The organism is Pseudooceanicola sp. (assembly GCF_029213205.1).
Lineage (GTDB): Bacteria > Pseudomonadota > Alphaproteobacteria > Rhodobacterales > Rhodobacteraceae > Pseudooceanicola.
Genome location: NZ_JARGNH010000034.1, coordinates 1 through 20,071, shown reverse-complemented (window position 1 = coordinate 20,071; position 20,071 = coordinate 1). Strand labels below are relative to the sequence as shown.

The window sequence follows — 20,071 nt, the reverse complement described above, 5'->3', positions numbered from 1 at the left end:
AACTGGCCTACTTTTACGCCGCCCTAATGGACCAATTTTGCGCCGCCCTTGACACCCATTGCCTGACGTAGCTGGTGAGTATGAAGTGCGATACTTCCTGGGACAGAATGAGGTGGTTCTGGCGACGACCCCGTTGACCGTGACCGCAGACTGATCGCCGTCAGTGGTGTTGGGTTAGCTGTCGTTCCCTTTAGCGAGAACAGTCGCGCGGGCGCGTTTGACCGTAAACCAGCCGCCAACAAGACCGGTAAAGATCAGCCCCGCCGAACAAAACAATGCGAGCCAGAAATACCGGGTAAGATGGCCTAAATCGACCGCGTTCTGTTTGGGATCGTCTGGCAGATACCAGACGTCAATCGGGCCGCCGTCGCTGAGGGTGTCGAAAAGCTGTTCTCTGACGCGTTGCTCCCCACGGGTATGAGGATCGGCCTCGGTGGCGAAGATGTAGGCGACATCGTAGGTATTTGGCTTGTTCGTTATGGTCTCGTGCAAATGGGTGACTTCACCGACCACCTTGACGCCGTGGTCCAGGAATGCGGCCGTCTTCTGATAGTCGGAGATTTTGAGCATCCCAAACCCGATGCCCGCCGCGACAAGCAACGGGTAGACCCATATCTGTTGACGCCACATCGCGCCGATCACCGTCTGCTTCCGTCCGTCCAACATCATGTCCTTTGCATCCTGTCAGCGCGTCAGGGTCACGGCGCGCCAACTCTTGACAGGGATCCCCTTGACGACGGCCGACGTATGGAAAATGCCATACATCTGGTCAGGCCCGACCACCATCAACCGCAAGGTCATATCCATCGTTACACCGTCGATTGTGGCCTGTGTCCGCCCGATCAGGCGGGCGAGGTTTTCAACCCCACATCCCATCAATGTCTCAACGTCGGAGGACGACAGCATCGGGGCAGGAACGCCGTCTTCGCTCGCGTGAGCCTCGAAGCTCCAAGGGGGTTCATCGGCCCAACTGAACACAACGGGCTGCTGTGCCTCCGGATGCGCGCCCACAAGCCCGCCATCTGGCGACATCTCGATCTGCATCGTTTCGACGTCACCACTTTCGGGATGGGGGATCGTCATGGGGCCCGAGATCACATAGCCTGCATGGTGCTTGATCTGCCAGGGGCCGACATACATGAGGCTGATCTTGTCCCACGCCTCGGGGGAGCCGTAGTTGCAGGCGACATTCGGCTCCGCCTGCGCAGGCGTTGACACCAACAAGGCGGATGCGATGCAGCAGGTTAGGGGAAAAGCCTTGATCATTTTCTCACTCGCTTGTCGTTGGAGGTCTGCTTTCGCGCTATTGACGCCATGAGGATGCGCCGCCTCATTGGTCTTGCAGCAAGGCCTTGGGCAGGGTTGCGCTAAACGTCCCGTCGATCTGCATCGTCTGCGACGGATCGGCCTGTCCGCTTACCAAATTGTCGCTGTAATAGGCGGTGGAGGCAAAGCTTCCTTCCACGAAAAGACCGCCGTCAACCTCCTCGAGCGTCGACAGGGTAAAGTCGGTTTGCCCCTCTTCATTGGCCAGCCAGCCAGACGCCCAACCGTCAGCGAGATAGGTCAGCGACACGTTCAACGGTATCGTGGTGCTCCCAACCGCCATGATATCGAACTTGAGCAGCAGGCTGTCTTTGACCTCAGCCACAGTGTCCGCTGTCGGCTGTCCCCACAGGTTGAAGCTCTGCATATTCGCGGCTGCAATTGTCAGGCCATGGCTTTGGCTCTGTTCCCCGTCCGACGTCAGGAACCAACTGCGCTCGGTACCCTCAACGGTGGCTGTCAGAGTGCCGAAAACATCTTGAGCGACACAAAGCGTTGGCGCAAAGAAGAGTGCCGCGGTGATAGCGATATCGCGAAACGTCAAGTGTAACATTAAACCTCCAGTGAAAAGGGCGCGCTTTGGAAAGCTGTTAAAAACAATCCGAAGATGCAAAGACCGCGCAATAGCAACTTAAAGTATTGTCACCATGCTTCATCTTCACAGCCTCAATTTCACCTATGCCTGAATAGTTCAGCCCGTCAACTGCCGTCGGCAAAACGGAGATTGGACCCGACTGGAGGCTTTAGAGATAACTAAGTCTTTATGCGCTCTTCCGGCACGGTCAAGCTGTTCCTCCTTGCAGGGTCTACTCTACACACATTCACAATGAGAGTGGGCTGGACCCAGCGCAACCCCTTGGAAAACTTAGCGGCACGCGAAGTGGAAACCTCTCCCATCGTCTCCGCCACCTTACCCATTTTTTGAATTTGATTTGGTCGTCTTTGATGGTCTTTTCTTATTGTTTTGATGGACTTAACCCTTCACCTCAGCTGCCTTGAGTTCCCTTCGAAGACACCTATACTCGCTCCTTGAGTGGTATGAAATGTGGTATTCATCATGCCCCTGACCGGCAACCCGCCAAGAACCAGGGTGCCGTCGCGCCTAGGGGGGAGGCCACCGCGCCTTTTGCCGACTGGTTAATTGTCCGCCACCGCGTCGGGCAGTGCCACCGCCTCTTCGGCAGCGACCCATGCCAAGCCCGTTTCTTTGGCCAATAGGCGTGCATGTACGTGATTGGCGTCGCCCCCGGTTTCGGTCAGGATTGAACAGATCGCCACGGCCTGACCGCCTCCGGCGGCCTGTTGCAGGGACAGGGCGAGTTCCGCGCAGGATCGTGCGCGCCCGGGCATGGATGGAAGGGCGATTTGCGGAAAGATGTGACCGGGGCTGACCAGATCATACGCCTGCGACGCCGGATTGGCCGCGACCCGGATGGTCAGCGCCCGATCGGCGGCCGAAATGCCGGTGGACACGCCATCGCGCGCTTCGATGGAATAGGTGTAGGACGGGCCGATCCGTTGGCGATTGCGCAACGGTTGCAGCACCAGGCCCAGTTGCATCGCACGTCCCGGAGAAATGGCAAGCCCAATCAGCCCGCGCCCGTGCTTCGCCATAAAATTGATGGTCGCCGGTGACGCCTTGGCCGCGTCCATTATCATGACCGGGCCGGCATCCGGCGTGTCCGTCAGGATAACGATCTCACCCTTGGCTAGGGCGCGTGTGGCGGCCTTTAGCCCATGATCCTCTGTCTGCACTCTATCGTCCTTGCATTCAATCATTGCGACACCGCATGGAACGCGCGGGCGAAATACACGCTCGCCGGTTCACCCTTGGCGATGGCGACCTCCAGCACCTCGCAGAACAGCACCGCATGGGTGCCCACCACATGGCGATGCGCCACCCGACAATCGAACGACACCACGCTTTCCAGCAGGACTGGCGCACCGGACGCCCCTTTTTCCCAGCTGGCCGAGGCAAAACGATCTTCCATCGGCGTCTTGCCCCCGAACAGGATCGCCAGATCCTGATGCCGCGGGCCGACGGTATTCACGCAGACTGACGGGTTTTCGAGAAACGCAGCCGCGGCGGAACTGCTCCGGTTGACGCAGACCAGCAATGTCGGCGGGTCATCGGTGACCGAGCAAACCGCCGAGGCCGTCAACCCGGCCTGCCCGGCAGCGCCGTAAGTGGTGACAATGTTCACGGCACCGGGCAGGTGCGCCATGGCATCGCGGAACTCGCCGCGGGGAACATGAACGGGGATCGACAGAGCAGTCATAGGGCACCTCGCAGGGATCGATTCAGGAAAAAAGGTAGGGCGTTGTGGCCGGGGGTTCCAATGACGAAGGCTCCTTTTGGGGCTGAGGTATTCTCAGGTGGCATCCGTTCCGACTGTGCCGCCGCATGACCAGTTGGCTGCGACCGGCAGCCCCCGGACCAGGTCATGCCGTTTCCAGCACGGCGCTGGACAGCACCTTGGCTGCGAATCCGGCCACGGCGATGGCGCGACGATCCTCATAGCGGCGCGCGACAAAGGACACGCCGATGGGCATCCCTGACGGGCCTTTCAAACCCGGTGCTGAAACAACAGGCACCTGCAACAGCGTCCACATCGAATTCATCGACGCATCGCCGGTTGAGTCGAGCCCCACCGGTGCCTCGCTTGTCGCGCTTGGCGTCATCACGATGTCGAATCCGGCGGCGATGTCGTCATAGGCCCCGCGACATTCATCGGCCAACCGATAGGCGGCGCGCAGGCTTTCAGGCGTTTCACCGCGGCGGTTTTCCACCTTTGCAAGGAACTCGTCGTGAATATCGGGCGTATTGCGTACCTCGCTCAGAAAGGCCGAGCGGCCTTCGCAGTCCAGGATGGCTTTATGGGCCTCGTGGATATCATCGAACAGCGGTGGCAGGACAAGTTCGCTGACCGTTGCCCCGGCACCTTCAAGCAGGGCAATCGCTTCGGACATCGCCGTGCGGACCGAGGTTTCCGTCCTGTCCCATGTCGGCGTGCGGACAAAGCCGACCTTCAGCCCTTCCAGCCCGGTCGGCATGTCCGCCAGCAGGTCAAATCCGAACACATCCGCCAACAGCTCAAGGTCAGCGGCGTCGCGGGAATAGAGGCCAAGCGTGTCGCATGTGGCGGAATACATCTTTAGCCCCTCGCGGCTGATCGTATTCCATGTCGGTTTCCAGCCGAAGATACCGTTGTAGGAGGCCGGCCGGATGGTCGATCCTCCGGTCTGCGTGCCCAGGGCAATCGTCGCCATCCCGGCGGCAACCGCCGCTGCCGATCCGCTGGACGACCCGCCCGGCGTGCGCGAAAGGTCATGCGGGTTGCGAGTCTTGCCGCCGCGAGCGGTTGCGGCAAATTCCGTGGTGACGGTCTTGCCGACGATCATCGCCCCGGCGGCGCGCAATGTATCCACGCAGGCGGCGTCGATCCCCGGACGACTGCCCAAATAGCGGGCAGTATTATGCTCTGTCGGCATGTCCCGTGTCAGGATCACGTCCTTGACCCCGATCGGAATGCCATGCAGCGGCCCCCGTTCGCGGCGGGCATCCAGCGCCCCCGCCTGCAAGCGCAGCTGGTCAGGATCGTAATGGGCAAAAGCCCGCACCTCTGCCTCGCGGGTTTCTATGAGGGAAATAAGGGTTTCCGCAATCTGCGTCGCAGACAGTCCGGCGGCGCGCAACGTAGTGGCAGTCATGGGGTCCGACATCGGGGTCTCCTCTTTGGCACGACTCCTCAAGCATCGCACAATCACAGAAATGCTGCGCTGCAGCTTTCTCAGCGCCGGTGTGAGATTTCCTCATTTGCGACCTGCGGCCTGATCCTCAACGCTCAAGGTATCGAAACGGTCGCTCCCTGGAACCGTTGCAAAGCTAAGGACATCTGCCATGGCCGATCACATCAAGACCGCCAAACCGAAAGCCGCCGCTTCAGGCGCCCTCAACCGTCGTTCGGTGCTGAAAAGCGGGGCTGCGGCGGTGGCCGCCAGCGCCTTTCCAGCCCCGATGCTCTGGGCGCAGAACATCAAGGACATCAAGATTGTCCATGTCGGCCAATCCTATTCGACGATCCCCAACATCGCCGAAAAAGCCAATGAGGATCTGGATTTCACCGTCGAGATGCAGACCGCGCCCGACCTCACCTCGCAGATCAACCGCCTGCTGACTCAGCCCAAGTCGATCGACGTGACCGACGTCAGCAACACCTCGATGAAGTATTTCACCAATCGGGGCATCCTGATGCCGCTCAACGTCAAGGATTACAAATGGTGGGACAAGACCGTGCCGCTGTTCACCAAGGGCACCTATGAAAACGGCGAACCCTATTCGATGCAGGGCTTTGCCCCGATCAAGGCGCAATATTACACCGATGAGACCGCCAGCGCCTATTCGCTTGAACCGACCGAATGGCTGGTTGGCGTGCCGCTGTATTACAACGCCGATACGCTGGGCATCCGCCCCGATCTGATCGGTCGCCCGATCGAAAGCTGGGCCGAGCTGCTGAATTCTGAATTCTCGGGCAAGGTGGCCTTGCAGGATGGCGTCAATGTCGGCGTGCCCGACGCTGCCATGGCGTTGGAGGCCATGGGCGACATGACCTATGTCGACAAGGGCAACATGACCCGCGCCGAGATCGACGCCACCATCGACAAGCTGATCGAATACAAGCGTGCCGGGCATTTCCGCAGCTTCTGGACCAACTTCGACCAGTCGGTTCAATTGATGGCCAGCGGCGAGGTGCTGCTTCAATCCATGTGGTCGCCCGCCGTGACCGAGGTGCGCACCCGTGGCGTCGAATGCACCTATAACGGCATGAAGGAAGGGTATCGTGGCTGGTACATCATGATGATGGCGGTGAGCCATCTTGAAGGCCTGCAACGCGAATGCGCCATTGAATACATGAACTGGTTCAACTCGGGCTGGGCCGGGGCGTTCATTTCGCGTCAGGGGTTCTACAACTCGGTGCCCGAAAACGTGAAGGGCGAGATGACCGAAAACGAATACGGCTATTGGTACGAAGGCAAGAAATCCACCTCCGATATCCTGAACCCGTTTGGCAAAGTCATGGAAAAAGCCGGCGTGATACGGGACGGAGGCGGGCTCTGGGATCGGATGGGCAACATCGGGATCTGGAACACGCTGATGGACGAAGACCGCTATCTGGTGCGCCGTTGGCAGGATTTCCTGGCGGCCTGACCCCCTCCCCCCGACCATCAAGACCTGCGGCCAGGCCCAAACGACCGGCATGGCCGCAGGTTGAGACGACACCCTCAACCGCGCCGGAGACAAGATGAAGATTTCACCCCGCGCCGCCTCGTGGCTACAGGTCGCCCCCATGGCCACGGTCTTTGTGACCATGGTCCTGGTGCCGCTGTGCATCATTTTTGCGGTCAGTTTTCTGGATTACGATTTTGCGCGGGTCTTTCCCGAGATCTATCTGGCCAGTTGGAGCGACGCGCTCGGCTCACGCCTGACGCTGGATCTGTATCTTACGGTCGGGCGGTTCCTGATCATCACCTGGGTGATCACAGCATTCGTGGGATTCTGGCTGGCCTATTTTCTGGTGTTCCATGTGCGCTCCTCCGCCATCCGCCTGACCCTTCTGGCCGCCGCCGCGATCCCGTTCTGGACACCGGGGCCGATCCGCATGGTGAGCTGGGTGCCGTTGCTGGGCCGTGAAGGTCTGGTGAACAAGGCTTTGATGTCGCTGGGTGTTATCGACACGCCGCTGACATGGCTCCTCTATTCGGATTTTGCCGTCGTGCTGGCCTATATCAACCTGTTGACGCTGGCCATGCTGGGACCGATCACCCATTCGATGGCCAAGATCCCACGTTCGCTGATTCAGGCCGCGCAGGATCAGGGTGCCAGTGAATGGCAGATCATCCGCGAAATCATCGTTCCGCTGGCCAAGCCGGGCATCGCCATTGGCACGATCTTCATCGTCACCGCCGTGCTGGGCGACTTCTTTATCGTCAAGATCATGAGCGGCGGACAGACCAACACCCCGGCCAATGCCATCGCAACTGAGCTTGCCGCGTTCCAATACCCACCCGCTGCCGCGAAATCGGTGATGCTGCTGGTGATCGTTGTCGCACTGGTGGCCCTGCTGCTGCGGTTTGTCGACATCCGCAAAGAACTCAGGGATTAGGAGCCAACACATGGCACATCAAGCCAACCAACGCCCGCTTTCCTTTTACCTCCTGTCCAGCCTGATGGCGGCCCTGCTGGTGTTCCTCTACGCGCCGATGGTCTGCGTCTACATCCTGTCGTTTCAGGGGCCGGACGGCGGGATGAGTTTTCCAATGGTGGGCTGGTCGACACATTGGTTCGAGGTACTGTTCCGCGGCACCGGCGGTCAGGGCATGGGCGACGTGCCCGGCAGTTTCCGCCGCTCGATGCGACTGGCTGCCTTTGTGTCGGTGCTGTCGATGGTCATCGCGGTCTCGGCGGGCATGGCCTATCGGCGCAGCTTTCCAGGGGCGAATTTTGTGTTCTACTCGGCGATTACCTCGATGGTGCTGCCGGGGATCTTCGTCGGCTTTGGCATCGCGCTGACCTTCAACCTGCTGGGTTGGCAGATCAACTGGTTCAGCTCGGGCATCGGCGCGCAGCTGACATGGTCACTGCCCTTTGGCCTGCTGATCATGTTCATCGTGCTGGGCCGGTTCAATCCCGCCTATGAAGAAGCTGCGACCGACCTTGGCGCGAATGCCTCGCAAAGGTTTCGGATGGTGATCCTGCCGATCATCCTGCCCGGTGTCATCGGCATCTTCGTGTCGTCGATCACCTCGTCCTACGAGGAAAGTGCGCGCACGCAGCTGAATGTCGGCCTTGGCAACACCATGCCGATGGAGGTGACCGGATTGCTGACCGGCTCCAGCACGCCGGTGCTGTTCGCCATCGGCACCATGACCACGCTGGTCATGTTCGTTTTCATCCTCGGTGCCGTGGCCCTGATGGGATCAATGGCACGCCGCCGAGCCGCAAGGCCAGATTCATGACCCTTACTCAAACCCCGAAGGACGATGCAATGCAGCTGAAAAAGCGCGACGCACCAGAGATGACCCCCGAGATTCCGTCGGACGAGCCCCGGCTGAGGCAAGTGACAAAAGGCCATCGGTTCGACGTGGAACTGGTCGCCCTGACCAAGGCCTATAACGCCAAAACCCTTGCCGTAGATGCGATTTCTCTGCGGATTCCACGGGCGTCCTACTGTTGTCTGCTGGGCCCCTCGGGCTGTGGCAAGACAACGACGCTTCGGATGCTGGCCGGGCACGAGACGGTGACGGACGGGGCGATCCGTATTCATGACGAAGAGATCACCCATCGGGCGCCGATCGACCGCGGCACTTCGATGATGTTTCAGGATTATGCCCTGTTCCCGCATCTGACGGCGCTGGAAAATGTCGCATTTTCGCTGAAGGTTCGGCAGGTCCCCCGCAAAGAGCGCGAGGCGCAGGCGCGGGAATACCTGGAACTGGTGCAGATGGACCATCTGGCCAACCGCCTGCCCAACCAGCTGTCCGGCGGGCAGCAGCAGCGGGTCGCGCTGGCGCGGTCGCTGATCACCCGGCCCAAGGTCCTGCTGCTGGACGAACCGCTGTCAGCGCTCGACCCCTTCCTGCGCACCCGGATGCGGGCCGAACTCAAACGCATCCAAAAGGAACTGGGCATCACCTTTGTTCATGTCACCCACAGTCAGGAAGAGGCCCTGGCCCTGTCCGACGTCATGGTGGTGATGAATGACGCGAAGATCATGCAGGCCGCCCCTGCCCGCGAGATCTTTGAGACACCCGCAAACGCCTTTGTCGCGCGGTTCATCGGTGGTCATAACGTGATCGGACGCGATGGCAAGACGATCTCGGTGCGGGCGGACCGGTGCCGGATCGGCACGGGCCCCGGCCTTAATTCCATCGCCGGCGAGGTGACCATGGTCGAATATCACGGTCCCTTCGTGCAGGTCTCGGTCTGCGGAGAGGGCAATACCGACCTGACCGCGATGATGAGCGACGCCGCCTATTTTGAAGAGTCGCCCCGGATCGGCAGCAAGGTCGCCCTGTCATGGGAACCCGCCGTCGAACATGTTTTGGGACCGGAGGCCGTGGCGTTCCTTGCGAAATAGCGCCGCCGGGGCAAACCGCCCACTGCCCGTCACCAATTTAGAACCTAAATAACGTAAAGACCCCGGATCAGATGTGATCCGGGGTCTTGGTTTGCAGTGAGGATGGCGTCAGACCGGATAGACCGCGGCCGCGTTGATATTCTCAAACAGCCACATCTTGAACCTGTCGATCACCTTGCCCCGGTCGACCTTCCATGGGGACAGCAAATAATAGGGACTGCGGGTCGGATAGCGTTCCGCCACCGGCACAAGATCGCCACGTGAAATCGCCCGTTCAACCAGAATCGAGCGCCCAAGGATCACCCCGATGCCAGACCGCGCGGCCTCGATGCTGGGACTGGCCTGGTTGAACCTTGGGCCGTGGGTCACATCCTCACGCGTTATCCCGTATTCGCGCAGATAGCGCGGCCAATCAGGATAGGTGTCCTCCATCGAGCCCTGAACCCGATCCACGTGGATCAGGGGCGCATTTCTTAGGATCTCGTCCGCGTTGTTGTTGTAGCGTGCCGCAAATTCCGGTGATGCCACCGGCGTGATTTCTTCCTCAAGCAGCGGCTCGACCTGCATGTCCAGATGCGACTGCCAGTTGCAGATCCGCAAATCGGCTTCGCTGGTTTCGCCCTCGCGCCGGGTCATGAAGGCCCGCACGTTGACGTCAACCTCGGGCATCAGGTTGAAGAATTCGCCAAGCCTTGGCATCAACCACAGTGACGCAACCGACGCCGAGGCCGCAACAGACAGCTTGGCGCGTAGATCCTGATCATGCCGAAGGTTGATAATCGCATCGTTGATCAGATCCAGCGCCTCGGTGATGCTTTCGACGGTGGCGCTGGATTCCGGGGTCAGCTCGATCCGGCTGTTTTTCCGGATGAACAGCCGGGTCTGGAGGAAATCCTCAAGCACCCTGATCTGATGGCTGACGGCTGTCGGTGTGACACATAGTTCATCGGCGGCCTTGGCGACACTGAAGTTACGTGCCGTGGCTTCAAATGCACGAATTGCATTGAGAGGCACTCGCTTTCTCATGGTTATCCCCGCGATTAACCTCCCGACATCAACACTGCCCCGAGTCGCACCCACCTGCAAATGACGTTGACAGTTTGTTCGCATGGTTTCCGGCACCGGCTAAGAAAGAGGCAGAGCTTTAGCCATCATCACACTTTTGGGGCTGTTTTCTCGCCGCCTCCCAGCCAAATCCGTGGTGATCTGCCCTTACGTGTGAGCGCCAGGGCCTGTCGTGCCGACAGGGCGATGCCCAGAATGCACATGGCGCCGTTCAGCGCCACGGCCAGCCAGACCGCGCCCTGTTCAGCCACCACCCCGGTCAGCATCGCGCCAATCGGCGAAGACCCCACGATCAGCAGAGTGACCATGCTGGCAAGGCGACCGCGCATATGGGCCGGCGTCAGCAGTTGAAAGGACGTCTGCACCGAGGTCGAAAACGTCACTGCCGCCGCGCCAGCGCCAAAGAACAGCACGCAGGACAGCCAAAGCGCGTCGGTCAGCGCAATGGAGATCAGCAACAGGCCAAAAGACAGGCCGGCCAGCAGGATTCGCCGCACCGTCGGCACGCCTGCGCCCGCAAGCGACAGCGCGGCGGCAATCGACCCCAGCCCAAGGCAGGAATTCAGCAGGCCAAACTGTGCCTTGGTAACATGCAACAGAAGCTCGGCCACCAGCGGCACCATGGTTGAAAAGTTCTGCCCGAACAGGCCGATAAACCCGGTCGCCACCAGCAGGACGCGCACCGCAGGCGTCTTCATGGCAAAGCCCAGACCCTCGCGCACATCCGCGATCAGGGTCGTGCGAATGCTGCGCGCGCTGCTGGACAGATGCTGTGGGCGGATACGTGACAGGGAAAAGGCAAAGATGACAAAGGTGACCGCGTTCAGAAAGAACGCCGAAGCCGGACCAAAGAAGGCCAGAACGACCCCGCCCAGTGCCGGCCCCACCACCCGCCCGATATTCATCGACAGCGCGTTCAGGGCGATGCCGTTCGGCAGCGCCGATGCCGGCACCAGATCGGTGATGAACGCCTGCCGCAGCGGCTGATCCATGGCGTTGACCAGCCCAAGCAATGTGGCAAGGGCGAAGATATGCCAAAGCTCCATCGACCCGCTGATCAGGATCAGGGCAAAAGCCATCGCCTGGAAGGCCCCCACGATCTGCGTGCCGATCAGCAGCTTGCGCCGTTGAAAGCGGTCCGCAAGCGCCCCGCCGAGCAGCGAAAACAGCATGATCGGCATGAATTGCAAGGTGGTGACCCAGGCCAGCGCGATCGGAGAGCCGGTCAGGTCCAGCACCAGCCAGGCCTGCGCCGTCATTTGCATCCAGTTGCCCGGAACCGAGATTGTCGAGCCAATGAAATAGCGTCGAAAGCCCGGCACCCGCAGTGCCTTTTCGGCTGGGTCCCCGCCAGTGACGGGCCCAATATTTTTTACATTCATTTGTGTCTCAGGACGTCAGTTCAGGGGCATAGGTGCCAGGCTGGCGGTTGGTGGCGAAATCCCACCTTTCACGCAGCGATAATTGTTTGCTCATATCCAGATCCGCCACGACCACCTCGTCGCCCTGTGTGCGCGCACGGACGAGGATCGCGCCGTCAGGGCCGCAGATAAAACTGCCACCGATAAAGCGCGTGCCACCCTCGACACCGCCTTTTCCGGCGGCGATGGCGTGGGTGGCGGTCGAATAGGCCCCGCCACAGATCGCCAGCTCAGAGGCGCGCCGCGCCTCTTTCAGCGTGCCGCCCTCCATCACGGGCGTGTTGTATCCCACACAGATCAGATCCGCGCCGTTCAGCGTCAGCGACCGATAGCTTTCGGGGAACCGGCGGTCGTAGCAGATCATGCCACCGGCGCGGACCTCGCCCATGTCAAAGGGCGCAAACGGCAGATCACCGGGCGAAAAATAGCGCTTTTCCAGTATGTTCAGCGTCTTGGCCGGATCTGGTTCGACCTTGCCCGGAATATGCACCTTGCGGAACTTGCCCTGCTGCACCCCGGCGCGGTCATAGAACACCATCGAGTTGAACAGCCCCTTGTTGGTCTGTTCGGCAAAGGGGATCACGATCGCCATGCCGTGTGACGCCGCCTGGCCCGAAATCCGCGCCACCGCATCGGTGTTTTCAGCGACCGAGGCAAAGGGTGTCAGGTCGTCGCGCACCTTGGCCGCGAAATAGGGGGTCAGCGCCAGTTCCGGCAGCACGGCAAGGGTCACCCCCTCGGCCGCCGCGCGCTCGATCAAGGTAAGGATCCGGTCGCATGTCGTCGCGATAGTTGCGGATGCTGGCCCCAGTTGCAGGGCGGCGGCGCGGATCGGTCCGGGTGATGTCGTCATCGGCACCGCCTCCAGTCTCAGGACGCGCTGGCGAGCGCGGGCGCAGGGGCCCCGATCGCGTTCAGCGCGTCGGATTCGTCAATGACGTTGCAGATCTTGAACTGCATGTCGAACAGCGCCGCCGCATGGCTCATCTCGATCCTGTCAAAGACGCCCTCTTCGACCACATTCATCGAATAGCCCAGACCGGCCCCGTCAACGCAGGTGGCCCGCACGCAACCCGAAGTGGAATTGCCCACGACGATCAGCCCATCGACGCCGAGTTCGCCCAGGATCAGTGGCAGGTTGGTAAACGCGAAACAGCTTGGCGTCTGTTTCTCGACCAGTAGATCGCCGGGTTGCATCGCAACCTCCTGCGGCACTTCTGATCGCGGGTCGGTGGCGGCGAAAACCCCGCCGGTGGACCGTTCAAGCCCGGTATAGGCGTGAAAGACATGCTTGGAGTAGATCACCGGCATGCCGACCTCACGCGCGGCCGCCAGCAACCGCTGCTGCACCGGGATCGCCTTCCACGCATGCGGGCCACAGGCCCCCGGATAGCGGTCCAACTGCTCCCAGATCGGCATTTCATCACCGCAGGCCGTGACCTGCATGTCGATGACCAGCAAGGCCAGGTTTGCACTCGGCCCGGTTGATTCTCGTAATTTGCGATTGGCGACGACCTTCTTGTCGTCCTCCGTCAGAAAACTCTCCCAAACTCGTGCCATATCCCGTTCCTCTTCTAAAATGTCTGCTCAAGTTAGGGCGGCGCGACCTTGCCCGTCCAATGCAGAAAATTCGGAAAGTGGCTGAGAAAAGGTCACCTCCAGAGAAACCGTTATCGGCGCATCACCTCGCCTGACCTGCCCGAGGCAACCGAGTGCCCCGGTTTGCACTGCTTTCACGGCAATCGGGGCTGAATCTCGCGATGCCGGGCGCGTCCAACGCCGCGCCTGCTGAAAAAAACTCACCCCCCGATTCCAAATATGTCAATTGGCTTTCGTGTGAACCTCCGACGAGACTGCTCCTCACAACCCGGCGGCTAGGCGGGCCCAAGCCCGCAGACAAGACCAGCCCGAACAAGGAGTAGTCACCATGACCCAAATCGGCGTTTTCATTCCAATCGGCAGCCGCGGCTGGCTGATTTCGACCACATCACCCAAGACGATGCCGACATTCGACCTGAACAAGACCGTTGTGCAGCGGGCCGAGCATTACGGCCTGGATTTTGCCCTGTCGATGATCAAGCTGCGCGGCTACAACGGCCCATCCGAATATTGGGTGCACAACCTCGAAAGCTTTACGATGATGGCCGGCATCGCCGCCGTCACGACTAAGATCAAGCTGTTCGCCTCATGCGCGATGCTGACCTTGCCGCCGGCCGTGACCGCGCGGATGGCGGTGACCATCGATTCCATCGCACCCGGCCGGTTTGGCGTGAACATGGTGACCGGCTGGCAGCCCAAGGAATACCAGCAGATGGGCATCAACCTGACGCCCGAGCATTTCGCGGGGCGTTATGACTATGCCAGCGAATATGTGCAGATCATGCAGGACCTCTGGACCAAGGGCGTGTCTGATTTCAAAGGCAAATACTTCCAGATGGACGATTGCAAGCTGTCGCCGCGTCCCTCGGGTCATATCCCTATCGTCGGGGCCGGGCAGTCTGCACAGGGCATGGATTTCGTCGCCAAATATGGCGATTTCAACTTCATCTCTGCGGGCGGCATGGGCAGCGATATCAACTCGTCTGCGGGCACCCGCGAAACCGTTGGCCGGGTCGAGGCTGCGGCCAAGAAACATGGCCGCGACACCGGGGCCTTTGCTCTGCTGATGATCATCGCCGACCGGACCGAGGAAATGGCATTCGCCAAGTGGGAACTCTACAAAACCGGCACCGATATCGAGGCGCTGGAATGGCAGGCGGCACAGGCGGGCGCGGATATGTACGCCAAGGAAGGGTCGACGGCTTCAGGCCTGACACAGGCCATCAAGAACCCGCAGCCGACCGGATTGCTCAAGCTGATCGGTTCCTATGAACAGGTCGCCGCGATGCTGGACGAGATCGCCGTGACGCCTGGCCTCAAGGGAATCATGCTGACCTTTGACGATTTCATCGTCGGGATCGAACAGTTCGGAGAGCATATCCAGCCGCTGATGAAGACCCGCAATCCGGCACTGGCCAAGGCTGATGCCGCCTGACGCCGCGCCCGATCCAATCTTCCCTCAGGCGCCACAGGAAAGGCAAATTGCATGACACAAATCGGTGTTTTCATCCCTATCGGATCACGCGGCTGGTTCATGTCCACCACCGCGCCACGGACCGAACCGACCTTTGATCTGAACAAGAGCATCGTTCAGCGGGCCGAACATTACGGCTTCGACTTTGCCCTTGCGATGGTCAAACTGCGCGGTTTCGACGGGCCCAGTGAATACTGGATCCGCAACCTCGAACCCTTCACCTTGATGGCCGGCATCGCAGCGACCACGCAGAAGATCAAGCTTTACGCCTCGATTGCGCTGCTGACGATGCCTCCGGCGGTTGCGGCGCGGATGGCCGTGACCATCGATTCCATTGCGCCGAGGCGGTTCGGGGTGAATATCGTGACCGGCTGGCAGCCCAAGGAATACCAGCAGATGGGGCTCTGGCCGGGGGAAAAGCACTTTGCCAACCGCTACGACTTCGCGACCGAATATGTGACCGTGATGCGCGACCTTTGGGAAACCGGGGTGTCCGATTTCAAGGGCGAATATTTCCAGATGGACGATTGCAAACTGTCGCCGCGCCCCTCGGGCAAGATCGACATCGTTGCGGCGAATTCGTCGGATCGCGGGATGCAGTTTGTCGCCGAGCATTGCGATTTCAACTTTGTCGGGGCGGGACAGGGCATCAACCAGCCCGACCTGTCCGGCGATTCCGCCGCACGGCTTATGGCGGCGGCGGACAAGACCGGGCGCGATGTCGGGGCCTATACTTTGGTCACCGTGATCTCGGCCCCGACAGACGAGATGGCGTTTGCGAAATGGGATCACTACCGCGAGGGCACCGATCTTGAAGCCCTCGCCTGGGCCAAGGGCCAGTCGGGTCAGGACACCAAGGCGACAGAGAACTCGACCGCCTCGCGGATGGCGCGCAATGCCGAGATGCAGTTGAAAGATCCGTCCAAGGCGATCCCGAACGGCGGGTTCAAGCTGATCGGGAGCTATGAGAACGTCGCGCGGATGCTGGATCAGATCGCGGAAACCCCCGGCATCAAGGGGATCATGTTGATCTTTGACGATTTCATGGTCGGGATCGAGGCATTTGGCGAGCATATCCAGCCGCTGATGACCTCGCGCAACCCCGTGCTGGCAACCGCCGCCGAATAGACCGCGACCGAACAGACAACGACCGAACAGACAGCGGCCGCAGGCAGGGCGTGGGGTCACCCCCGCCCTGCCCGTGCCTGCCCACCAACAGGAGCCTCTGATGGACGCCCTTGCCCCGAATTCCGCCGAACGCTTGACCGCCAGCCGGGCGCGGCAATTGATCCGCGCGGGCCAGCTCAGCCCGCTGGCACTGACGCAGGCCTGTCTGGCCCGGATCGCCGCGCGAGATCAACAGGTCCGCGCCTGGATCGCGATCAACCCGCAGGCCGAAACGCAGGCCGCCGCCATTTCACCCGACGACCCCCGCCCGCTGGCGGGGATTCCCATTGCCGTCAAGGACATCATCGACACCGCCGACCTGCCGACAACGCACAACTCCCCGCTTTATTCCACCAACCGCCCCACGGCGGACGCCCCTAGCATCGAACTGCTGCGCAATGCCGGCGCGATCATTCTGGGCAAGGTAGATACCTCTGAATTCGCCGCCGGGGGACGCCAAGCCGCCACGGTGAACCCGACCGATCTGACCCGGACTCCGGGGGGGTCGTCTTCGGGATCCGCTGCGGCGGTTGCCGATTTCCACGTGCCTCTGGCACTTGGCAGCCAGACCGGAGGATCGACCATCCGCCCCGCCGCCTTTTGCGGGAATATCGCGTTGAAACCGTCCTGGGGGTTGATCTCGACCGAAGGGGTCAAACGCTATGCGGTCAGCTTCGATACAGTCGGCCTGTTTGCCCGCTCGATCGACGATCTGGACCTGCTGGCCGATGTCTATAACCTGCCGCCCGCACCCGCCGCGCCGGATGGCCGCCTGCGGCTGGGTCTCTGCCGCACGCCTTATTTCGATCAGGCCCTGCCCGAAACCCAGGCCCTGTTCGACAGTCTGGAAACCCTGCTGGCCCCGGTTGCCGACCTGATCCCGTTTGACCCGCCGTCGGGGTTCGAAACGGCGGATGACCTGCACCGCTGCGTGATGCATTGCGAGGGCGCCTCGGCCTTTCTGAACCTTGCCCGTGGCCGCCCGACGCTGCTGCATGACGACTTTCACAACCGGGTAGAGTTGCGTCAGGGCTATAGCCAGCGAGAGCATTTTGAGGCCTACGACAGCCTCGCCCTGATGCGGATCGAGCTTGAGACGCGGATGCAGGGGTTTGACGCGATCCTGGTCCCCTCGGCGCCGGGCCACGCCCCGGCCTATGCCAATGGTGTGCGGCCCAAAGAGAACCCGGTGTTCAACGCCTGCTGGACCGCGATGCAGGTGCCGGTGCTGAACCTGCCGGTGATGGCGGCGGATGATGTGCTGCCGCTTGGCGTGTCGTTGATCGCCCCGCGCGCCCATGACCGGCGGCTGCTGGGCCTCGGTCAGCGTCTGGCGGGCCTTCTCGACAGACGCTGAGGCCGATCACTCCGACTGAAACTTGCCGCGAAAGAACACCAGCGGCGCGCCTTCGCCAGCCGCCGAGACCCCGGCGACCGTGCCGATGATGATGGCGACATTGCCCCGGTCAATCACCTGGTCCACCTGGCAGTCGAACACGCCGAGCGCGGATTTCAGCACCGGCGCACCTGTGGCCAGCGTCGTCCAGTCGGCCTCGACAAAGCGGGCGGCACGGTCTTCGTCGCTCTTGCCGCCAAAGGCGTTGGCCAAAGCCGCCGTGCCCTGTGGCAGGAAATTGACGGCAAAGCTTCCGCTTCCGGTGATCCCCTGCAAGGCCGTGGTGTTCTTGTCCACCGATACGATCATCGTCGGTGGCGAAGCGCAGACATGCGCCGCCGACAGCCCCAGAAACCCGTTCGGCCCGTCTTCCCCCGCCGTGGTCACCACCGTGGCCCCGATGGCGCGTTCGCCCAGGGTGCGCCAGAATTTGCCGATGTCGATGTCGTCGCCCTTGGCTTCAAAGCCCATGTTCTGCTCCTGTCATAGTGGAATTCTGTTGGAAATTTGCCGCGCGGCAGGCTGCCGCGGCTTGGCGAATGGCCTGCCATTTTCGGTTGTATGAACAGATGGCCATTCTCAGGTTCGCCCCTACGCTGCGCAACAGCATCAATACGCGAGGCGGCTGCCAGCACTGGGTCTGCTCTGCGGGTCTTGTCGGCGCAGAAGCCCACGGCCTGCGCTTTGGAACGCAAGAGCCAGATCGTCCTGTGATCGTTGCATAAATCATCAGCTCAGCCTGTTCTCCAATGCCCGGTCGGCGGATTTTCCTGCGCCCGAGCCATCCGGCAATCCTGCCTGGTCCTCTGTGGCAAACCGCGCCCGGTCCAGGCGCAATCAGCCAGCCCGACTATGCGGGCGCAGCGCCGACTCGCGTGAATGAAAATTCGTCGACCCGGGGCTGAGGAAAAGTAATGTTACTAGTGCCCTTGCCGCGCCGAGACCGCGGTGGCCCCTGTCTGACTGAGGTGCCAATGGGACAGTTTAGGGCAATTTGGTAAGAGAGGGTTTCTGGCTCATCGTAACCACCAAGGAATGAAGATGAGACAGAAACCCGGAACACGCAAAAGCCACGGCGAGAAGGTCGTCAAAGACATCCGTCGCGCGTCGTGTTCAGTCCCGGCATTTGGTGGATCGGATTTAGGATGAATCGATCTGGCTCTATAGTCCAGATTTTACAGACGCGTTCGTAGGGCGTGAGACCGTTGATAATCTTTAGCCTGCGTGCGAAGTTGTACGCGTCCATGAAGTCGGTGAGGTGCGTGCGCAGCTGATCGTGACTGTGGTAGTGATATCGTTTCACCGCAGCGCCCTTGATCGTGCGGTTCATTCGCTCGACCTGGCCGCCTATCGGGAAAACTATCCCCCGGACTGTTTTCTGATCCTCACGGCGCCACGGGTGGTTTGGCTTGGTTAGTCGATGCTCGTTCCCATTGGCCGCGCAGATCATGCCGAAGCGCATTTGCCGCGAGTATGCTGTGTTCCGGTTGCGGGGCTGCTCGGCGAACTGGATGCATTGTCGGTCAGGATCGTATGAACGCGATAAGGGACGGGAGCATCATGAATTCTGTGTATCTGGCCGGGCCCATGCGGGTGTCAGATACGGTCACGCATTGAAGCGTTCCCCGAACATGATAGCGAACTGGTTGCGGGCACCTCAGAAGCCACTACCAGTTGGAGTTCGCTCGCATTCCGTCGATACGTTCTCGCCGGATTTAAGCCGCGAACATCGGGCCAAATCGTCTCCACCCAAAAATGGATCGGTTCAAGGCTGACATCGACGCCGCGCTCGTGGAAAAGATTCTCTACCATTCGGAGCGAGGGTGGAAATCGCACTTGCATCATTACGACCAGGCAGTCGAATTGTGGTTTGATTCGGCGATACCGAAATGGATTGCGTCTTGTCACGTCGGGTGGCCGACCTGCGCGGTTCACGCGGAATCCCTCCAGTAAAGCCGACCTTTGACACCCGGTAGTGCAGACGGGCCGTAATTCAATGTAGAGCCACAGCTCGATCTAGGGCTGTGCTAAAACGTCGTCCAAAGTAGATAGATCTCGTCGTAGTTCTACCAGCAGACAGGGTCGTTTGTGCGCCTCGGAATATGTGCCTGCCGAGAACGCGTACTTCGACCAGAGATGAACGGGCTTTGCTCGAAAGGGCCGGAACAAGATCTTGCAGGATATTAATTTTTCTATAACGGATGCGCTTCGTGTCCGTGCATCACGTCCCGTTATGGCATTTGTATCGCGGACTGGTCCCGACATCGTTCTCGACGGCGCGAAAATGGCCGAAGGGGTCGCTGAACGCGCAGCCATATTGCTTGATTGGCTTGGGCCGCGGAAAAGACTTGTCCTGGCCATGCCAAAGGACCTGGAGTTCGTACTTCTGCTATTAGCATGCCTGACGAGCGGCATTTCGGTTGTGCCGGTAGCCCGACCAGCAGATCGGCGATCTCCTCGTTCTCAGCCTTCAACTTCGGGCCAT

The 20,071-nt window shown here is 60.6% G+C and carries 18 protein-coding genes and 1 pseudogene; 7 read left to right on the top strand and 12 right to left on the bottom strand.

Features of this window, described 5'->3' with window-relative positions; genetic code table 11:
- Positions 1-174: 174 nt before the first annotated feature.
- From P1U48_RS16655 to P1U48_RS16630, 6 genes are all read right to left on the bottom strand, one after another.
- Positions 175-669, bottom strand: coding sequence for a DUF3592 domain-containing protein (locus P1U48_RS16655; protein WP_301070282.1), 495 nt, complete (start codon positions 667-669; stop codon positions 175-177).
- Positions 670-684: 15 nt separating this feature from the next.
- Positions 685-1,266, bottom strand: a complete 582-nt coding sequence (locus P1U48_RS16650; RefSeq protein WP_301070281.1) for a hypothetical protein — start codon at positions 1,264-1,266, stop codon at positions 685-687.
- 64 nt (positions 1,267-1,330) lie between these two features.
- Positions 1,331-1,879: a hypothetical protein gene (locus P1U48_RS16645; RefSeq protein ID WP_301070280.1), complete on the bottom strand. Its 549-nt coding sequence runs from the start codon at positions 1,877-1,879 to the stop codon at positions 1,331-1,333.
- Positions 1,880-2,463: 584 nt separating this feature from the next.
- The gene (locus tag P1U48_RS16640) at positions 2,464-3,081 is read right to left on the bottom strand and encodes a 3,4-dihydroxy-2-butanone-4-phosphate synthase (RefSeq protein ID WP_301070279.1); all 618 of its coding nucleotides are present in this window, start codon (positions 3,079-3,081) and stop codon (positions 2,464-2,466) included.
- Positions 3,082-3,101: 20 nt separating this feature from the next.
- Positions 3,102-3,605 carry a flavin reductase gene (locus P1U48_RS16635; protein ID WP_301070278.1) on the bottom strand — a complete coding sequence of 168 codons (504 nt, stop codon included), beginning with the start codon at positions 3,603-3,605 and terminating at the stop codon, positions 3,102-3,104.
- A 163-nt stretch (positions 3,606-3,768) separates the two neighbouring features.
- The gene (locus tag P1U48_RS16630; RefSeq protein WP_301070277.1) at positions 3,769-5,049 is read right to left on the bottom strand and encodes an amidase; all 1,281 of its coding nucleotides are present in this window, start codon (positions 5,047-5,049) and stop codon (positions 3,769-3,771) included.
- 178 nt (positions 5,050-5,227) lie between these two features.
- Here P1U48_RS16630 and P1U48_RS16625 point away from each other — a divergent pair, with 178 nt between their 5' ends.
- The 4 genes from P1U48_RS16625 to P1U48_RS16610 all read left to right on the top strand — a co-directional run bounded on the left by P1U48_RS16625 (position 5,228) and on the right by P1U48_RS16610 (position 9,464).
- On the top strand, positions 5,228-6,535 hold the full coding sequence (locus tag P1U48_RS16625) for an extracellular solute-binding protein (RefSeq protein ID WP_301070276.1): 1,308 nt from the start codon (positions 5,228-5,230) through the stop codon (positions 6,533-6,535).
- A 94-nt stretch (positions 6,536-6,629) separates the two neighbouring features.
- Complete coding sequence (locus P1U48_RS16620; protein WP_301070275.1) at positions 6,630-7,490, top strand: ABC transporter permease; 861 nt, start codon at positions 6,630-6,632, stop codon at positions 7,488-7,490.
- A gap of 10 nt (positions 7,491-7,500) precedes the next feature.
- Positions 7,501-8,343, top strand: coding sequence for an ABC transporter permease subunit (locus P1U48_RS16615; protein ID WP_301070274.1), 843 nt, complete (start codon positions 7,501-7,503; stop codon positions 8,341-8,343).
- Positions 8,340-9,464: an ABC transporter ATP-binding protein gene (locus P1U48_RS16610; RefSeq protein ID WP_301070273.1), complete on the top strand. Its 1,125-nt coding sequence runs from the start codon at positions 8,340-8,342 to the stop codon at positions 9,462-9,464. The genes P1U48_RS16615 and P1U48_RS16610 overlap by 4 nt, the downstream gene beginning before the upstream one ends.
- Positions 9,465-9,572: 108 nt before the next feature.
- Here the strand turns inward: P1U48_RS16610 and P1U48_RS16605 are convergent, their stop codons facing one another.
- The 4 genes from P1U48_RS16605 to P1U48_RS16590 form a co-directional block, all read right to left on the bottom strand.
- Positions 9,573-10,478 (bottom strand): LysR substrate-binding domain-containing protein, encoded by a 906-nt coding sequence (locus P1U48_RS16605; protein ID WP_301070272.1) that lies wholly within the window; start codon positions 10,476-10,478, stop codon positions 9,573-9,575.
- 140 nt (positions 10,479-10,618) lie between these two features.
- Positions 10,619-11,851, bottom strand: coding sequence for an MFS transporter (locus P1U48_RS16600; RefSeq protein WP_301070271.1), 1,233 nt, complete (start codon positions 11,849-11,851; stop codon positions 10,619-10,621).
- 67 nt (positions 11,852-11,918) lie between these two features.
- Positions 11,919-12,803 carry a nitrilase-related carbon-nitrogen hydrolase gene (locus P1U48_RS16595; RefSeq protein ID WP_301070270.1) on the bottom strand — a complete coding sequence of 295 codons (885 nt, stop codon included), beginning with the start codon at positions 12,801-12,803 and terminating at the stop codon, positions 11,919-11,921.
- Between the two features lie 17 nt (positions 12,804-12,820).
- On the bottom strand, positions 12,821-13,510 hold the full coding sequence (locus tag P1U48_RS16590) for an isochorismatase family protein (RefSeq protein WP_301070269.1): 690 nt from the start codon (positions 13,508-13,510) through the stop codon (positions 12,821-12,823).
- Positions 13,511-13,877: 367 nt separating this feature from the next.
- Here P1U48_RS16590 and P1U48_RS16585 point away from each other — a divergent pair, with 367 nt between their 5' ends.
- The 3 genes from P1U48_RS16585 (at position 13,878) to P1U48_RS16575 (ending at position 17,547) form a co-directional block, all read left to right on the top strand.
- Complete coding sequence (locus P1U48_RS16585; protein WP_301070268.1) at positions 13,878-14,984, top strand: LLM class flavin-dependent oxidoreductase; 1,107 nt, start codon at positions 13,878-13,880, stop codon at positions 14,982-14,984.
- Between the two features lie 51 nt (positions 14,985-15,035).
- The gene (rutA, locus tag P1U48_RS16580) at positions 15,036-16,151 is read left to right on the top strand and encodes a pyrimidine utilization protein A (RefSeq protein ID WP_301070267.1); all 1,116 of its coding nucleotides are present in this window, start codon (positions 15,036-15,038) and stop codon (positions 16,149-16,151) included.
- A gap of 100 nt (positions 16,152-16,251) precedes the next feature.
- Positions 16,252-17,547 carry an amidase gene (locus P1U48_RS16575; RefSeq protein ID WP_301070266.1) on the top strand — a complete coding sequence of 432 codons (1,296 nt, stop codon included), beginning with the start codon at positions 16,252-16,254 and terminating at the stop codon, positions 17,545-17,547.
- A 6-nt stretch (positions 17,548-17,553) separates the two neighbouring features.
- On the opposite strand, the gene P1U48_RS16570 is transcribed toward P1U48_RS16575, so the two are convergent.
- A complete protein-coding gene (locus P1U48_RS16570) occupies positions 17,554-18,057 on the bottom strand; it encodes a flavin reductase family protein (protein ID WP_301070265.1) in 504 nt (167 codons plus the stop codon).
- A 616-nt stretch (positions 18,058-18,673) separates the two neighbouring features.
- Positions 18,674-19,137, bottom strand: a pseudogene (locus P1U48_RS16565) (integrase core domain-containing protein); the annotation flags it as partial.
- Positions 19,138-20,071 lie beyond the last annotated feature (934 nt).

Excerpts from the sequence above, each read along its gene's own strand:
- P1U48_RS16655 (WP_301070282.1), bottom strand. The coding sequence starts at position 669 with ATGATGTTGGACGGACGGAAGCAGACGGTGATCGGCGCGATGTGGCGT.
- P1U48_RS16650 (WP_301070281.1), bottom strand. The coding sequence starts at position 1,266 with ATGATCAAGGCTTTTCCCCTAACCTGCTGCATCGCATCCGCCTTGTTG.
- P1U48_RS16645 (WP_301070280.1), bottom strand. The coding sequence starts at position 1,879 with ATGTTACACTTGACGTTTCGCGATATCGCTATCACCGCGGCACTCTTC.
- P1U48_RS16635 (WP_301070278.1), bottom strand. The coding sequence starts at position 3,605 with ATGACTGCTCTGTCGATCCCCGTTCATGTTCCCCGCGGCGAGTTCCGC.
- P1U48_RS16630 (WP_301070277.1), bottom strand. The coding sequence starts at position 5,049 with ATGTCGGACCCCATGACTGCCACTACGTTGCGCGCCGCCGGACTGTCT.
- P1U48_RS16625 (WP_301070276.1), top strand. The coding sequence starts at position 5,228 with ATGGCCGATCACATCAAGACCGCCAAACCGAAAGCCGCCGCTTCAGGC.
- P1U48_RS16620 (WP_301070275.1), top strand. The coding sequence starts at position 6,630 with ATGAAGATTTCACCCCGCGCCGCCTCGTGGCTACAGGTCGCCCCCATG.
- P1U48_RS16615 (WP_301070274.1), top strand. The coding sequence starts at position 7,501 with ATGGCACATCAAGCCAACCAACGCCCGCTTTCCTTTTACCTCCTGTCC.
- P1U48_RS16610 (WP_301070273.1), top strand. The coding sequence starts at position 8,340 with ATGACCCTTACTCAAACCCCGAAGGACGATGCAATGCAGCTGAAAAAG.
- P1U48_RS16595 (WP_301070270.1), bottom strand. The coding sequence starts at position 12,803 with ATGACGACATCACCCGGACCGATCCGCGCCGCCGCCCTGCAACTGGGG.
- P1U48_RS16590 (WP_301070269.1), bottom strand. The coding sequence starts at position 13,510 with ATGGCACGAGTTTGGGAGAGTTTTCTGACGGAGGACGACAAGAAGGTC.
- P1U48_RS16585 (WP_301070268.1), top strand. The coding sequence starts at position 13,878 with ATGACCCAAATCGGCGTTTTCATTCCAATCGGCAGCCGCGGCTGGCTG.
- rutA (WP_301070267.1), top strand. The coding sequence starts at position 15,036 with ATGACACAAATCGGTGTTTTCATCCCTATCGGATCACGCGGCTGGTTC.
- P1U48_RS16575 (WP_301070266.1), top strand. The coding sequence starts at position 16,252 with ATGGACGCCCTTGCCCCGAATTCCGCCGAACGCTTGACCGCCAGCCGG.
- P1U48_RS16570 (WP_301070265.1), bottom strand. The coding sequence starts at position 18,057 with ATGGGCTTTGAAGCCAAGGGCGACGACATCGACATCGGCAAATTCTGG.